Source organism: Herbidospora solisilvae (genome assembly GCF_009901565.1).
GTDB lineage: Bacteria > Actinomycetota > Actinomycetes > Streptosporangiales > Streptosporangiaceae > Herbidospora > Herbidospora solisilvae.
The window spans coordinates 58,875-73,435 of record NZ_WXEW01000013.1; the positions used below are offsets into that span (position 1 = coordinate 58,875).

The following is a 14,561-nucleotide window of genomic DNA, read 5'->3' on the forward strand; positions in this document are numbered from 1 at the left end:
TTCGACGGTGAGAAGACTGGCCGTCTGCGCCGCCCTGCTGACGCTGGTGGCCTGCGGGCCCAGCCATGAGGATCTCGTCCTGCGCTCTCTTCCCGAACTGGAGCGGGTGGCCAGGACGATCGGCCCCGACGCCTCCGGGAAGCGCACGATCGCGGGGATCGAGTTCCTGGACGTCTACCGCTTCCGCGACCGCGTCTACTTCGTGACGGGCGAGGCCGTGGAGGGAGTGGACCCCTTTGGCTATGTCTGGAGCCCGGAGAGACCACCGGCCCACGAGATCAACGGGGGCGCCGCCTCGACCTTCGAACATCTGCGGGGCGAGTGGTACAGCTGGAGCGACTTCTACTGAGCGCAGGTGCGCGGGTGAGTCGGCCGGGCAACACTGAGGGCGAGCACCTAACGTGCTCGCCCTCAGTCAGGCCGCCCGGTGCGTCGGACCGCTCAGGAGCCGATCCGCGGCGGTCGCGGCCAGGGTCACCTGCCGCGCACGACCTGGATCGTCTTCGACGTCGTGATCGGCGCGAGCGAGCTGTCGTCGGTGTAGGCGCGCATCGAGTCGTTCGTCACCGTCACGGTCACCGTGCCGGGGTTCAGCGCGGTGAGCGTCCGGGTGCGCGGGTCGAGGATCGCGACCCTGCCCTTGCGGAGGGCCGTGTCGATGGCATCTTGCCCGCTGCCGATCGCCAGGTTGGACGAGCCGCTCCAGCCGACCGACATCGGGTACCGCAGCGGCACCACACGCGTGCCCGTCGACACGCCCGCCGGCTGCACGATGCCGCCCGAGAGCTGCGCCGTCTCGTTCACCTCGAGCGAGTCCGGGGTGGTGAGCGTGATGGACTGCGCGAAGGCGCGCACCTCGGCCTCGAGCCACTGCTTGTCCGCGTCCCGCCGCGAGTCGACGGACCAGTTGACCCACCCGGTGAAACCGCCGCGGTCCGGCGTGCCGTACGGGTCCTTGCCCGACGACGGCAGCACCATGTACGGCACGCCTTCGAGGCGGTGGACGTCGGCGATCTGGGCGTGGGATCCGACCATCGCGGCGCCCTTGCCCGTGGAGTCGCGGAAGTCCGTGAGCATGTGCTCGACGAGCGCGACCTCGTCACGGTCGCCGAGCTGACTGGAATCGGTCTCGGCGGGGTCGTCCACCGGGTGGTGGGCGAACACCACGACGTTGTGCACCGACGCGTCATTCTCGGCGTCCTGGAGCGCCTTCTGCAGCATCGGCAGCTGGTCCCACGCCGTCGAGCGCAGCGAGCCGAGCGAGCTGGCGAGCAGGATGAACCGCGTGCCCTTGTGGTCGAACGTCCGGTACGGCCGCCCGAACTCGTTGGTGAAGTTCGTCAGGTCGGACTGGACGTTGTTGAGGCCGTAGGACTCGTGGTTGCCCGGCACGTAGTAGCACGGGATCGAGCCGGCGTCCGGGTCCGGCGTGCTGTCCTCCGACGGCTCCTGCCCGACCGGGACGAGGTCGCACCCGGCGTCGGTGAGCACCTGGCGGGCCAGCGTGAGGTCCTGCGGCAGGCCGCGGTCGGTGATGTCACCGTTGAGGACGATCAGGTCCGGCTCCGTCTTGCGGATCCGCTTGACGGCCGCCGTCGCGACCTGGGTCAGCGCCGGGTTGTCGGCCGTGAACTGCACGTCCGACAGCGTGGCGAACCGCCACGTGCCGGGGCCCTCGGGCAGCGAGCCGTCGTCGGAGATCAGCGGGTCGGGCCTGAGGCCGGGCTGGGCGGGCAGGTCGATCGACGTCGGGACGTCGGCCTCGATGCGGTCCAGGACGAACGTGCCCGCCTTCTGCTGGGGGACGCTCGTGTTGATGCCCTGGAAGCCCGAGACCGAGATCGGGAACGGCGTGCTCGCCGGCAGCGTGAACGACGCGTACTGCCAGTCGTCGCTCGCGGTCAGGGCGGTGCCGTAGACGCCGGTGCCCTTGCCGGTCGCGTCGGTGTAGGCCAGGTAGGTCAGGCCGTTCGGCACGCTGATGCTCGACTTGATCCGCATCCGCAGGCGCAGCGGCTGGCCGGGCACGCCGACGCGCCGGGCCGCCGACGCCGCCGTGATGCCCACGTTGCGCATCGCGGTGAAGTCGATCCGCAGACCGTCGGGATCCACCGAGAACGTCGTGGCCGCGGTGCTGTTGTTGCGCCAGCGGGCGAGCACGTCGTCGTCGAAGTCGTAGACCGTCTTGGTCTCCACGCCGACCGTGATCGGCAGCTGGACCGACGTGCCGCCGACCGCGACCGTGAGGATCGTGCCCGCGGCGGTCAGCGGGGTGATCTTCAGCTTGCCGTCCACGGGCTTGATGTCGACGACGTCGTGGTCGTAGTCGAGCGCGAGGTCCCGCGGGTCGATCGGGGCCGTGTACCCCTGGGCGTCACGGCCGGTCACGGAGACGGTGACCGCGTTGGCGGGCGTCGCCTCGGCGATCGAGAGTCGCTGGGACGACAACTCGACGCTGCTGACCGGGTCGAGCACGGTGACCTTCGCGGGCCGCGCCACGGTGGGACCCACCCGAGCGTCGACCGTGATCCGGCCGTTCGGCTCGGCCGGCGCCACGAGTGTCCCGCCTTCGACGGACCCTCCGTTGGCGGACCACCGTACGGACTCCGGGTCGACGCTCACCGGCGTCAGATGGTCGTCGACGCCGTCCGCGACGAGCGGAAGGCGCAGCCCCGGGAAGACCTTCAGGCCGCCGTCGGCCGACGCCGCACCCGGCGCGGGCCTGATGAGGAGCTCGTGCAGCCTGCCGTCGCCCTTCGCGACGAACACGCCGACGCCGTTCGGGTCGTTGCGCTCGCGCCCGTCGGACGGGACGTTGCGGACGGTCGCCTCGTCGCGGCCGAGCGCGCGGGCGACCATCGTGGTCGAGCCGCCCCCGTCGAGGTTGACCGCGGTCTCCACGCCCATCGCGACGAGGTCACGCGCCTCCTTGTCGATCCCGACGCCGCCCTTGCCGGTGCCGCCCGGCCCGTCCCAGGTGGCGAGCACGAGCGTGCGACCGCCGTCCTTGAAGCCGAGCGCGGTGCGCGGGGCGATCGAGGGATCAAGGCCGCCGACGACCCGGCCGCCGGTGACGATGGTGCCGCCGTGGCCGAGCGCGAACTTCATCGTCTTCGCGACGTCGTCAGCGAGCGCGTAGCTGAGCGTCACCGGATCGCCGGGCCGCAGCGCCCGGATCGCCGTCGCCGCGGCACCACGCCCGACCAGCACGAAGCCGCCGTCCGGAATCGTCCCCGACCCCGCAGGACCAGCGGGCGTGACCGACACGACGGACCCGTTCTGGACCAGCACCTCGGCGATCTGGTCGTTCGCCACGCCCGTCAGGCCGCGGTTACGGCTGTAGTCGCCCCACGCGGAGGTGAACGCGATCAGGCCGTCCGCGGGCACCCCGCCGCCGTTGGCGGCGTTGACGGACAGGACCGTGTGGTCCGCGCCCGCGAAGTTCGCGGCCGCGTCGACCATGAGGTTCACGAGCTGGGCGACGCCGTCCCTGCTGACGCCGACGTGCTGCCGGCCGCCGATGTCGGCGGTCTTGACGAGCTGCCCGTCCTGAATCTCGCCACCGAGCGCCGCGTTGGAGTTGCCGATGTCGAAGAACTCGCCATTGACACCCGCGACGGCCCCGGCCTTGTTGGCGGCCACGCTGAGCGGCCCGCCGAACGCGACCGGCCCGGCGGTCAGCAGATCGGTGCCGACCGCACTGTTGGACAGGTCCACGGTGAGGAACTGCGCGTCGTACCAGCCCTTCTGGTCGACCGCCTTAACATGCTGTAACTCGATCCCCGGACCGATCCTCTCGGTCGTGTTGATCAGGGGAATTCCGCCGGTCACCGGCGCAGGCGGACCGCCGTCCGCGTAAGCGGCGGCAGGCGCGACCGTCAGCGTGGTCGCCGCGGCGAGCGCCACCAGCAGCAGCTTCGTACGTGGATGGTTCGAGACCATCGATTTCATCGGTACCTCGGGTCAAGTGATGACACGGGGGAAACACCCCCCGCTGCGCCCAGTTGGATCAAGGGCACAAGCACCTGATTGAAGAGATCACCGAAGAAGCCCTGGTGACGCCACTACGAGCAGGCAATGAAGCCTGGCGGAAGAGGCGTCGGCCGGCATCGCTGCAGATGACCGGCGGCGCACAGATCGACAGATCCGAGAACAGGGCCACCAGGTTGGCGGCAAGGTTGACGCCAGCCAGGAACCCCGTCTCACCCCCCTCGATGAGATTGATCGCAAACAAGGCGAAGCGAGCAGATATCCGAGCGAAGCGAGAGCCGACCGAGCGAAGCGAGGCCTGTCGAGGGAGCGCGAGGGGCGGAGCCCCTCGCAAGGAGCGAGAGCGACCCGGAGCGCCAGCGACGTCGGGACCGCGAAGCGGGCCGGGGGAGCGTGAGGGGGCGAAGCCCCCTGACAGCGGGGGGTTCGGGGGGTCGTCCCCCCGTATAAAGGAAGGAGACCCGTGGCAGATGCCCAAAGGGCATCAACCACAGGTCTCCCGTCTCCTGGTGGACGATACAGGGATTGAACCTGTGACCTCTTCCGTGTCAGGGAAATTTCGCGGGTCGATCTAAGTCGGGCTTAGTCATCCTCGGAATCTCTCACCTGCATCAACGCTCTGAGGGGGTCGTGGTGGGTCTCGGGAAGTCGGATGGCATTGGCTCCCAAAACTGGCTCCCGTGGCTCCCTCATGCAGGGAAACGGCAAGATGAGTCATGGCCAATGATTTCATCTGCCAGACGTCAACAGCCAAGTAGATCTGACTAGCCATTTTCTAGTCAAATAGCTTGGATTCGATTTCCTTCAAGATTTCGATAACTTCGGCTGCGGACTTCGCGAAGCCAATCTTCGCCTCTTCCTCATTTTTGTCGCACCATTGTTTAACTCTGTTTACAAGGGTTTTCTTTGCGGAAGGCTTGGCGGAATGACCCAGAGATCGCATCTGGGTAACTTCGTCTGCAAAGTTGGCTGGGTAATAGGATTCGAAGTCAGCTGCCGTCAGCGTCCGGAAGTGATCCTTCGGCCACATTCTCCCGTACATTTGTTGAAGCTCTTCGATTGCGGCTCGTCCTGTGTCGTCCCCATCTACCAGTACCCAAGCGCGATATCGGTATTGCTCTTCTAGGTGCGTGAAAAGAAATAGTCGACGAAAATCTTCGAACGTCGGACGCACCTTGCTTGTTCCGCCGGCAGAAAGAGTGCGTATTCTTGAGAGCTTCGGCGTAAACCAAGGAATTAGATAATCTTTGATTATAGCCTCAGCGGTGGACTCTTCTAGGATGAGCCAACCTTCCCAAAGATCAAAGTCGTACAACTCGTAGCCGAGCTGCCGTAGCACTTCTATGCGGGCCGCAGGTGTCGGTTCAATTTCGCGAATCGAAGACGTTGGTACCTGGGCGGGCCGGTAGTCCGACTCGACAACGAAGATCTTGCTTCCCGGAGCTGCACCCAAATATTTGGTGACTATATTTGAGTGAGTAGAAATGATGAACTGGTTTTTCTGCGACTTTTCTATGATGGCCTGCAAGATTGTCTTGAGGCCTTCAGGATGGATGTCGTTCTCCAGCTCTTCGATAAGAAACAAGTTGCCATCGGCTACACAGAGGTCAGTGATGAGGCCGAGCAGGCTGGAGACACCTTCACCCATTGCTTCGATTGGAATATAATCGAAATTTCCGACTGATATTCCAGACTGATGACCATTCGCAGAGCCGAAGGTGCTGATGCGGAAACCGAGCACCTTTTTGCAGAGGGCACTGTATTCTTCGGATCTCGGGTGATCAATGTTGGCGAGGCGGTCTACTTTGGATGTTAAATAGCGAAGGTCGCTAGTAACGGCCGTAGCTCGTGATCGATTGACCAGTTCTTCAAAACGAGCCACCTTTCGCTTCGAAAGGTATGTGTAGATGAAATTATCGGGTTCGGCTTGAGGGGAAAATCCTACGCCCATTTCATTTGTTGGGCCGACTTTGAGGCCGGGTGTTGGAATTATCAGCTGATCCTGGGGCCCTCTGTTTAACCTAATTGTAAGTGTGCCCGAAATTTCTTGTTTTATGCTGCGCTCAAAGTGTCGAAAGTCGATATCGTCAAGGTGTATTTGCACCTCGCCACTAGATTGCCCGATTCGGAGATCGCGTCCTGTGGTGTCGGCGCCACCTTGCATTAGGTGGATAGCTCGGATGAATGCAGATTTACCGGCGTTGTTCTTGCCTGCAAAAATATTAATCCGGTCGAGGGAGACGTCGCCTGTATCGGCGAAGCATTTGTAGTTGATCATTCTGGCTGCGCTGATCTTCATGTGTCTATCCTACGGTCGGCGCTTAAGTTAGCGGGCCGTTTCGAAATCGGACACCTGCTTCCATAGTTGTCATTGTGTACAAAAGGGCGCATTGAGGCGCGAAGTTCCCAAACTGCAATATTGGCGTTTCGGGGCGGGTCGATCCTGCGCATTCGATTGGTAAGCGTGGCTCTATGACATTCCCGGACTGAGTCGCTTAGGTCGGTGCAATGGCCGGTGTACTGATCGATGACCAAGGTGAGGCAAGGCCAGCTTGTTGTTCTCCGCAGATACTTCCATGTAGCGAGTGAGCTATGTCTAGGAGTCAAGGCCCAGGCGCGGGTGGAGGTAGCCCGTGCAGTGATCAGACCGCAACGGCGATCGCTCTTCAAAGGCCGGGTGCCACCATTACGATCTGAATCTGTGACGGAGTTGCCTGACGCCATGTATGCGGAGAGTCCCGCCGGCCTTGCAGTAGTGATCGCGGGGTTACCGGCTGTACGGCTCTCGGAGAGTGCTGAAGCACCTCTCGGGTCTGGAGTAACTCTCGGCTCGGTTGCGAAGGTCTTGAGTACCTTGAACGCTCTGAGCAGAAGGATTGCTGCGGCCTATCTGCTAAAGAGCCGAATGAGCATCTATGGAGCCAGTTCGCTGCACCTAGAAGGTGCAGCAGTGGCTGAGCGGGAGGTAGGTGATGATGATGCTATGTCGGGCTACCTTAGAGAGCAACTCAGAATAGGAGTGCCGAGAGACTCCGCGCCCCTACTTGTCATGCATATGTCGATGCACTCACCTCTTACAATCGAAGCAATAGCGACGACTGTGCTGGGCACGGGAGGTGTAACGGCTATTGTTTACTTTTTTAAGAACCCCGAAAAACTGGGCAAGTGGTGGCCAAAAGTCCAAACCTCCTGGTATGACGGGCGCGCGGAAGCCGTGAAGGCTGAGCGAGCATATCGAGCGCTTAAAGACGCCAGAACAGAGATGCATGAAATCGGGACCGACTCCGTCGAGTTGCGAGATCTCGATGTCGCCATGCGGGACCAGAGGCCAGGCCCCCTGAGTGACTAGCGTCGCATATCGGAAACCTCGCGCGAAGGGTAGCTGATTCAAATTGTGGGAGCCTCCTTTCTATCATGGAGACTTCACGTTTGATCCACGGCTAGCTAGATCAAGTCATCATGGAGTGGTGATTTTTCGGGCTGGGAGGCACCCGCTCTCTGAGGCGGCCTTTCTGCTCAAACCTTTGTAGGAGGTCCGGTTGGCTTCGCAGTGCCCAATTCTCTATCAAGTGGATTCTCTAGCCACTCTGCTATCTGATAAACCACGTCCCCGCACAGATTGATAATGCGCTGTGCAGCATCAACAGGCAGACGGTCAACGTGGTCGTATGCATCGATGCACGCAGCTATGTCATGTACCCATTCCCATACGCGTTCTTTCACGCCAGGTTTTTTGACCTCGCGAAACGCGATTAGAAGCAATGCGTTTACGGTCACGTCGGATAGCGCATGACCACGCTCGGCGGGTCCGGCTTCGAGTGTGCGCTCGAAGTTTCGGATCGAAGTTAGAAGAACTGAAGCCTGCGAGAGGATGGCCTGCTCGGCGCGTGCTCTGGTTTCGCGGGAGATAAGCCAGTACACGCCGAGAAGCGCCGCGCATGCCCCGATGACTCCAGCTCCGAAATCGCCGAGTGCGATGTCTTGCCATGTCATGTCCGCTGGCTGAGGCGTAAAGGTAATAATGGGGGTGGGGGCGGAAGTGGGGACGATGACGATTTGCGTGATCGTGACCGTTGGCATGGGTGATGGCATCACGGGAGCATGGAGATTCAGCAAGGCGAGATATTACTCCGCAACTTGTGACGGCATGTCTTCTGGACGGGCGACGTAGGTTCCCTTGGCTGGAAGTGTGACGACGAGCCCGCGATCACGAAGTTCTTCGATCGCGCGTCGTGTGGTTCCGAGGGCAACGCCGTACTCGGCGGCAAGATCTCGCTCTCCAGGAAGCCGCGAGCCCGGCACCAGTTCGCCAGCCGCGATCCGTGCTGCGATGTGGTCGGCCACTCGCGCGTAGACGTACATAGCGGGCCCCGGTGCGTCAGGGTCGTACGGCGGCACAACACTCATGCTGATCACCCTAGAACGCCCCTGAGCTGCATAGACGTGCATGACGCGGCATACCGCTATACACCGCTCTATATGCCGGTCTATGCTCTGCGGCGGGCGGTGACGAGCCCTTGGAAGGTCCGCACTTCCACCTGATCAGGCCCGTCGGCTTCTGGCGTCACCCAAGGTCGGCGGGCCGCCCGGCATGGTGACGCATGACCCCTGACCAGCTCAGAGAGCACTACCCGGAGTGGACGATCTGGGAGCTGGGCGGCATCTGGTACGCGACGGGTGCTTGCCCGGCTCAGTTCTGCGAGTGCCGCCGCACTCTGCACAGCCCCACGCTCGCCCGCCTCGCCCAAGTCCTTGCGGAAGCCCTTACACCAGCGATCGGGAGCAGGTGATCTCGATGAAGCTCCAACAACCCGGCGACGCTTCGACGATGCCCGTTCCCTACATCACCGCGTACTCAGGCGAGACCGACCCTTCGCCGCTCGTTTTCACCAAGAACCACCTTGGCGCGCTGCGGCTTGCCTACGAGCACCAGCGTGACGACGACAGACGGCTCGGAGTGCTCCGCGCTCGCGCCGGTCAATCTCGTGAAGGCCGGCCCGTCTGGGGATCACCCAACGCACGCCGCCAATGGGATTGCATGGAGAAGCTTCTGTGCCAAGTCTGTGGCTGTCCTGCCACGGACGACAGGTCGGGCAAGGTTCCTTGGCTCGTCACCGACGACGTTTTCCGCCGCACAGGGATCGACTACGGCCAGACCGCCACGCCGCCGACCTGTCTGGACTGCATGCCTCTGGCGCTGTCCCTTTGCCCTCACCTTCGTGACGCGCCGGCGGTCTACATGGTGGGCAAGGCCACCCCGGTGAGCGTCCAGGCCCACGTCTACACGCCCGCAGGAGACGGTTACGCGGCTTTCACCGGCGAACACAACGTTGAGCTTCCCCTGTCAGGGAGCGATCTTCTGTCGTACGCCGTCGCTCACCGACTCGTGGTGTCCATGAGCGAAATTACGCCTATCTGGCGGGTCCAATAGTCCTCCGGTGGGGCCGCTTCGAGGTCACCGCTCAGGCAGCCCCGCCGGAGCACCACATCATCAATGATCATTCGTGATCTTGAGCGCAGTGATGATCGTCTGCGCGGCGGTCTCGACATCCATCAGGTGCGTCTCCACGCAGAGATGGAACGTGTGCCCGTCGTCGTGGGTCTGGAGATCGGCAAGGGTCTCGTCCCACGCCCGCAAGCGTGCAGGGGTGTCAACGTCCCCCCGCTGCCGGGAACGCTGTTCGCAGACCTCCCGGGGAACATTCAGCCGCACCCGGAACCACGTCTCTGGATCGCTCGCGCTGAGGGCCCGCACGTCCGGGATGTTCCCCATGTGGACAACGGGCGTCGCCCCACCCGTGAGCATGGCCGTGACGTCGGCCTGGTCGACGGCGTAAACGTTGCCGTATCGCCGAGTCTCGACGGCTAATCGCCCCTCCCGGCGCAACTCGTCGAGCTGCTCGCGGCTCACCGGCTGATACCCGACCGACCGGCCACCACCGACCTTGAGTTTCCTCAGGTACGTGAACCGCCCGTCGATCTGGGATAGCGCTGCCGTGATCGAGTCCTTGCCACTGGTCGGGGGCCCATAGAGGATGATCGCCCGCAGCGTCATGGGAGCAGCCGGCGCAACGTCTCGCGCGTACGGTCGGCGGTAGCTATCGCCATCCCATAGCGGTTGTCCACCGTGACGTGAACCCCGGGCGGACTGTTCTCCGTGTCGATGGATTTCGCGTAGTCATCCCAGTTCTGAAGTTTCCAAGTGTCGCGCGGCGCGGACCGGAACTCCATGTACTCACGCATGGAATCCACGTCGCACCGCACCCAGATCACGGCAACCTCGACGCCCTTGGCCGCGCACCGGTTCTCCAGCCTCTTCAACCAAGCCTCTTGCTTGAGTTCGGAGATGAACGGCGCGGAGAGAACCGTGGACACACCACAGTCGAGATTGTCGTAAGCGGTCTCCATCAGACACCGATACTCCAACGGCCGAACCTCACTCAGATAAAGCTCCGAATGCCGGTCATTCGGATCGCCGCCGAGTGAAACGAGAAGTCGTTCAGCGATTCCCCGCGTCATGGAGTCCTTGTCCAGGAATGCCCACCCGGTGATATCGCTGAGGAACCGCGCGAACTCCGTCTTCCCCGATCCGGCATACCCGCCGACCAGGGTGAGTGTCTTCTTCTGCGAAGCGCCGACGACGAACCGCGACCCCCACGCGTCGAGCACCCGCGATTCGAGCACGGCCCGCATGGTCCCGTCGCCCTCGCTGACACCGCTCGCGATGCGCTCCAGAGCTTCGGTTATGGCCCGCTGAGCTTCCTTCTGGAACGCTGGCTCCGACACGATCCCCGGCACGTTCAGCACCGGAACCGCACCGGACACGTCGGCAGGCTGGGCCCGGAATCCCAACGTGAACTCGTCGCTCTGGTAGAGCAGCGAGTACGCGCGCCGGTAGTGGACGTGCGGATAGCTCTCCCCGCGCTCGTGCTTCCCGATGGTCTGGAAGTTGGCCGCGAGGTTCCAACTGTGCTGTTCACCGATGTTGCGCAACTGCTCGCCGGCCGCTTCGAGCGTCAGCCCGGCAGCCTCGCGATGTTCGCGCAGCTTGGACGGCTGCCACCCAGCATGCTTGACCTGCATCCGCCGGTTCCTCCTGTAGGTCACCGCTACTCGGGATGATCGGAAGTGCAGCCGCGATACTACGGGCCGACATAGGCGCAAGCTAGAGGAACGCCCAACTCGTCTAGTTCGCGTATAAGCCCGCTAGACGCCAAGGCTAAGAACCGGGCTAGGGATTAGTGATGGGGGTTTTCGCGGGATTTCGGTGAACTTGAGGCACGCCAGACAGAAGGGCTGGCGAACCTCAGGAGGTGATCCGAGAAAATGACCTACTACGACCCCAATGAATTCCAGGCCCGCGAATTCGTCTCCGGATTGCGCCGGCTGGCGTATTTCCTCGAAAGGAATCGCGCCCTCCCCTCCCCGCTCAACGTCGACATGATCGTCTTCCCGCGAGGCGAGACCGACGAAGCACGCTGCGCGGAGGTCACCCGGATCGGTGCCGCCCTCCGGAGCGAGGTCCACCACGACCATCACGGAAGCGGGCACTGCCGGACCAGCAAGAGTTTCGGCGGAGTCAGCTACACGGCCGTGGCCATCTCGACCAGAGCCCGCGCCCGACACGACGCCCTCATGTCCTACGACGGCTCGATCCACCCCACCGACGCGGACGCGTGGTGACGAGCCCGATGCGCATCCCCGGAACACGCGGCCACCGATGCCGCTGCGGAGGAGTCGCCGATCTCGGCTCCATCGTCTGCCGCAAGTGCCTCGCCCGCTACCGCTGGCGCCGTCGCAAGGCCCCCTACCCCGGAGAGGAGGACCTCCCGTGTTCCTGATCATCGCCTTCGGTGGCGCGGTCGGCCTCGTGACCGCCGTCGTGGCCGTGCTGTGCATGTCCGCCGAGATCCGCCGCGACGACCGCACCCGCGTCAGCATCCACCACGCCCCGGACTCCGCTCCCTGCGCCATGACGCGCCGAGTCTCGGGTCTGGTCGTCCTCGACCCGTCGCCGGCCGCCCTGAGGAGGAGGTGAATCCCTTTGGTGGTCTCCGTCTCCCTGGTGCTGTTGCTCGGTGTCGCCCTGCTGATCGCGCTCCGCTACACCCGGCTCCGTCTCTGGCACGCGGCGGTGAGCGTGGCGTTCGGCTTCTGTCTCGGCAAGTCCGTCGCCACGCCCGAGTTCGAGAACGTCATGAGCACGCTCACCAGAGTCTTCAAGCTCCTCATCGGCTGAACGTCCACATCGTCAACGCTCCCGGGGCCACGCGCCCCGGGAGGAAAGGGGGTGGTCATCACGTCGACCACACGGCCCATCCGACAGACCGACCTTCAGGAGGTCCGCGACCACCACGCCTACCTCATCCGGTTCGCCGACCAACCGTCCGCGCGCCCCTTCGTCTCCGCTCTCCTCACCACTCCCCACGGGTCGGCCCTCGCCAGCGTCCTCATCGCCGTTCCCGACCTGTGCGACGAGATCGAGCGACTCCGCGAGACCTTGACCGCCCTCCGCCTCGACCACCACAACCTCATCGCCGCCGTCCGCGCCACTCTCGCCGCCCACCGCGAGGGCGAAGACGATCCGCTCTACTACGTGCGGGACGAACTGTCGGCTCAGTGTGGCGAGGTTCTATGAGGGCCCGTCACCTGTCCCGTTCCCAGGTCCGCCGCATGCGCCGGTACGGCGTCGAGCCCATGTTGATGATCGACGCGAACATGCAGTTCGGGCCCCTCGCCATCACGCTCGTCATCTCGTGGCTGTGGCGACGACGCTCGGAACTGGGCCCGCTGCTGATCTCCGGACTGACCGTGCTCACGGGTGCCACCGTGCACGTCACCCGTCCGGAATGGGCTCAACCGATCATCGTCAGTACCGGCGTCGCCGTCGCCCTGGTCGCCATGCTCGGAGGTACGGCGCTTCGTCTACGCGTCAGCGAACGCGTGTACGCGGCGCTCACCGTCGCCTGCGTCGGTAGCTGGGTCGCTTTCGCCGGCGCGTACGGCCCGTTCAACCCGCCGATGCCCGCACTCCTGGCGGCGGGAACGCTGCTCCTGGCGTTGCCGTGGTGGGTCCATCGTCGCCGCCGTACCCGGGTGCGCGTTGAACGCACGTTGGCCGCGTGGCCGGAGATCTCCCACGCCATCGGCCTCACCGGTTCCCGCGTGCAATCGGCGTTCGTCGACCTGTGGGGGTACCGCGCCCGCATCGGCCTCGCCCGGGGCCAGACCGTGGAACACGCCATGGGACGCATCCCCGAGATCGAGTCAGCGTTGGGCACCCGCCGTGGTGCCGTCCGCGTCCAGCCGATACCCGAGCGAGCCAACCGGATGGAAATCCGGGTGATCGAGACCGACCCGCACGCCGACGCCATCGGCTGGACCGGCCCGTCCGTCACCTCGATCAACGACCCGATCGAACTGGGCGTCTTCGAAGACGGCACTCCGGTACGGGTCTCGTTCCTCCGCCGGCACGGCCTGTTCGGCGGAGTCTCCGGATCGGGCAAGAGCGGCGGGCAGAACGTCCTACTCGGCAACCTCACCGCGTGCGCCGACACGATCGTGTGGGGCGTCGACCTCAAACGCGGCATGGAGCTGCTCCCGTGGGCATCCTGCCTCGACCGCATCGCCACCACTCCGCGGGAAGCCGAAGCCCTGTTCCGCGATGCCGTGGCCATCCTCGACGGCCGCGCCGAGATGCTCGCCATGCAGGGGTTACGCGTCTGGGAACCCACCCCCGACGCGCCGGCGCTCGTCATCGTCACCGACGAGTACGCCGAACTGTCCGACGAAGCACCCATAGCACTGGCACACGCCGACTCCATCGCCCGACGTGGCCGCGCCCCCGCCGTCCAACTCGTCATCGCCACCCAACGCCCATCCCAGAAGACCATGGGCAACAGCGCCGTCCGATCCCAGATGGACATCAGAGTCAGCTACCGCGTCCGCGAACGCCGTGACGTCGACCTGATCCTTGGACAGGGCATGCACAAGGCCGGCTGGCACGCCGACAAGCTCGACGCCCCCGGCAAGTTCCTCATCAGCTCACCCGAACACGACATCCCACGCCGCGCACGCGGCTACCTCCTCGAAGACGACACCGTTCAACGCGCCGCACAACGTCACGCCGACCGACGCCCTGCCCTCGACGAGATCTCGCGCCAAGCGCTCGACAACGTCCACCCCGACGAGCCGCGCGAACCGCCCAACCGCAAGAGCGCCCACGACGCCGACGCGGCTCTGCTGGCCGCCCTGCACGACGCTCCCGACGAGGGAATCGGATTGGCGGATCTGCTGTCAGCGACCGGCATGAGCCGCGCCACGCTCTACCGCCGTCTCGCCCAACTCGAAGACGAGGGACGCGCCCGACAGACCAGACGCGGACGCTGGCGCGCGACCGACAGTCATCACAACCCGTAATCGTCTCAACGTCTCAATGTCTCATCGTCTCGCGCGCGTCTGCACATAGGCGTGAGACGAACGCTGAGACGAACCCGTGAGACAAACACACACAGTAACCAAGAGAGGTGATCGCCAGACGACAACCAGACACCTCGGGGTGACGCCCGGGG

Annotated in this window: 14 protein-coding genes and 1 tRNA gene; 8 read left to right on the plus strand and 7 right to left on the minus strand. The window is 64.2% G+C overall.

Annotation, left to right across the window (positions count from 1 at the left end):
• Positions 1-7 precede the first annotated feature (7 nt).
• Positions 8-349, plus strand: coding sequence for a hypothetical protein (locus GT755_RS35645; protein ID WP_161483979.1), 342 nt, complete (start codon positions 8-10; stop codon positions 347-349).
• Positions 350-474: 125 nt separating this feature from the next.
• Here the strand turns inward: GT755_RS35645 and GT755_RS35650 are convergent, their stop codons facing one another.
• The 3 genes from GT755_RS35650 to GT755_RS35660 all read right to left on the minus strand — a co-directional run bounded on the left by GT755_RS35650 (position 475) and on the right by GT755_RS35660 (position 6,289).
• Positions 475-3,951: a phosphodiester glycosidase family protein gene (locus GT755_RS35650; RefSeq protein WP_161483980.1), complete on the minus strand. Its 3,477-nt coding sequence runs from the start codon at positions 3,949-3,951 to the stop codon at positions 475-477.
• Positions 3,952-4,497: 546 nt separating this feature from the next.
• A tRNA-Leu gene (locus tag GT755_RS35655) sits at positions 4,498-4,582 on the minus strand.
• A gap of 183 nt (positions 4,583-4,765) precedes the next feature.
• Complete coding sequence (locus GT755_RS35660) at positions 4,766-6,289, minus strand: ATP-dependent nuclease (protein WP_161483981.1); 1,524 nt, start codon at positions 6,287-6,289, stop codon at positions 4,766-4,768.
• A 402-nt stretch (positions 6,290-6,691) separates the two neighbouring features.
• On the opposite strand from GT755_RS35660, the gene GT755_RS35665 reads away from it, so the two are divergent.
• Positions 6,692-7,339, plus strand: a complete 648-nt coding sequence (locus GT755_RS35665) for a hypothetical protein (protein WP_161483982.1) — start codon at positions 6,692-6,694, stop codon at positions 7,337-7,339.
• Between the two features lie 167 nt (positions 7,340-7,506).
• On the opposite strand, the gene GT755_RS35670 is transcribed toward GT755_RS35665, so the two are convergent.
• Together GT755_RS35670 and GT755_RS35675 are read right to left on the minus strand one after the other, a co-directional pair.
• On the minus strand, positions 7,507-8,106 hold the full coding sequence (locus GT755_RS35670) for a hypothetical protein (protein WP_161483983.1): 600 nt from the start codon (positions 8,104-8,106) through the stop codon (positions 7,507-7,509).
• Between the two features lie 9 nt (positions 8,107-8,115).
• Positions 8,116-8,397, minus strand: coding sequence for a winged helix-turn-helix domain-containing protein (locus GT755_RS35675; RefSeq protein WP_161483984.1), 282 nt, complete (start codon positions 8,395-8,397; stop codon positions 8,116-8,118).
• Positions 8,398-8,785: 388 nt separating this feature from the next.
• Here GT755_RS35675 and GT755_RS35680 point away from each other — a divergent pair, with 388 nt between their 5' ends.
• A complete protein-coding gene (locus GT755_RS35680) occupies positions 8,786-9,421 on the plus strand; it encodes a hypothetical protein (protein WP_161483985.1) in 636 nt (211 codons plus the stop codon).
• Between the two features lie 60 nt (positions 9,422-9,481).
• On the opposite strand, the gene GT755_RS35685 is transcribed toward GT755_RS35680, so the two are convergent.
• Entirely contained in the window at positions 9,482-10,045 is a 564-nt protein-coding gene (locus GT755_RS35685) for an ATP-binding protein (protein WP_161483986.1), read from the minus strand.
• A complete protein-coding gene (locus tag GT755_RS35690; RefSeq protein WP_161483987.1) occupies positions 10,042-11,073 on the minus strand; it encodes an AAA family ATPase in 1,032 nt (343 codons plus the stop codon). The genes GT755_RS35685 and GT755_RS35690 overlap by 4 nt, the downstream gene beginning before the upstream one ends.
• 243 nt (positions 11,074-11,316) lie before the next feature.
• Here GT755_RS35690 and GT755_RS35695 point away from each other — a divergent pair, with 243 nt between their 5' ends.
• The 5 genes from GT755_RS35695 (at position 11,317) to GT755_RS35715 (ending at position 14,409) form a co-directional block, all read left to right on the plus strand.
• Positions 11,317-11,673 carry a hypothetical protein gene (locus tag GT755_RS35695; RefSeq protein ID WP_161483988.1) on the plus strand — a complete coding sequence of 119 codons (357 nt, stop codon included), beginning with the start codon at positions 11,317-11,319 and terminating at the stop codon, positions 11,671-11,673.
• Between the two features lie 148 nt (positions 11,674-11,821).
• The gene (locus tag GT755_RS35700; RefSeq protein WP_137247584.1) at positions 11,822-12,028 is read left to right on the plus strand and encodes a hypothetical protein; all 207 of its coding nucleotides are present in this window, start codon (positions 11,822-11,824) and stop codon (positions 12,026-12,028) included.
• Between the two features lie 9 nt (positions 12,029-12,037).
• Positions 12,038-12,229 carry a hypothetical protein gene (locus tag GT755_RS35705; RefSeq protein ID WP_161483989.1) on the plus strand — a complete coding sequence of 64 codons (192 nt, stop codon included), beginning with the start codon at positions 12,038-12,040 and terminating at the stop codon, positions 12,227-12,229.
• 51 nt (positions 12,230-12,280) lie between these two features.
• Positions 12,281-12,628 carry a hypothetical protein gene (locus GT755_RS35710; protein ID WP_161483990.1) on the plus strand — a complete coding sequence of 116 codons (348 nt, stop codon included), beginning with the start codon at positions 12,281-12,283 and terminating at the stop codon, positions 12,626-12,628.
• Positions 12,625-14,409, plus strand: coding sequence for a helix-turn-helix domain-containing protein (locus tag GT755_RS35715; protein WP_161483991.1), 1,785 nt, complete (start codon positions 12,625-12,627; stop codon positions 14,407-14,409). Before GT755_RS35710 ends, GT755_RS35715 begins: the two co-directional genes overlap by 4 nt.
• Positions 14,410-14,561 lie beyond the last annotated feature (152 nt).

Coding starts and splice junctions, on each gene's coding strand:
- GT755_RS35650 (WP_161483980.1), bottom strand. CDS start 3,951: ATGAAATCGATGGTCTCGAACCATCCACGTACGAAGCTGCTGCTGGTG.
- GT755_RS35660 (WP_161483981.1), bottom strand. CDS start 6,289: ATGAAGATCAGCGCAGCCAGAATGATCAACTACAAATGCTTCGCCGAT.
- GT755_RS35675 (WP_161483984.1), bottom strand. CDS start 8,397: ATGAGTGTTGTGCCGCCGTACGACCCTGACGCACCGGGGCCCGCTATG.
- GT755_RS35680 (WP_161483985.1), top strand. CDS start 8,786: ATGAAGCTCCAACAACCCGGCGACGCTTCGACGATGCCCGTTCCCTAC.
- GT755_RS35685 (WP_161483986.1), bottom strand. CDS start 10,045: ATGACGCTGCGGGCGATCATCCTCTATGGGCCCCCGACCAGTGGCAAG.
- GT755_RS35690 (WP_161483987.1), bottom strand. CDS start 11,073: ATGCAGGTCAAGCATGCTGGGTGGCAGCCGTCCAAGCTGCGCGAACAT.
- GT755_RS35695 (WP_161483988.1), top strand. CDS start 11,317: ATGACCTACTACGACCCCAATGAATTCCAGGCCCGCGAATTCGTCTCC.
- GT755_RS35715 (WP_161483991.1), top strand. CDS start 12,625: ATGAGGGCCCGTCACCTGTCCCGTTCCCAGGTCCGCCGCATGCGCCGG.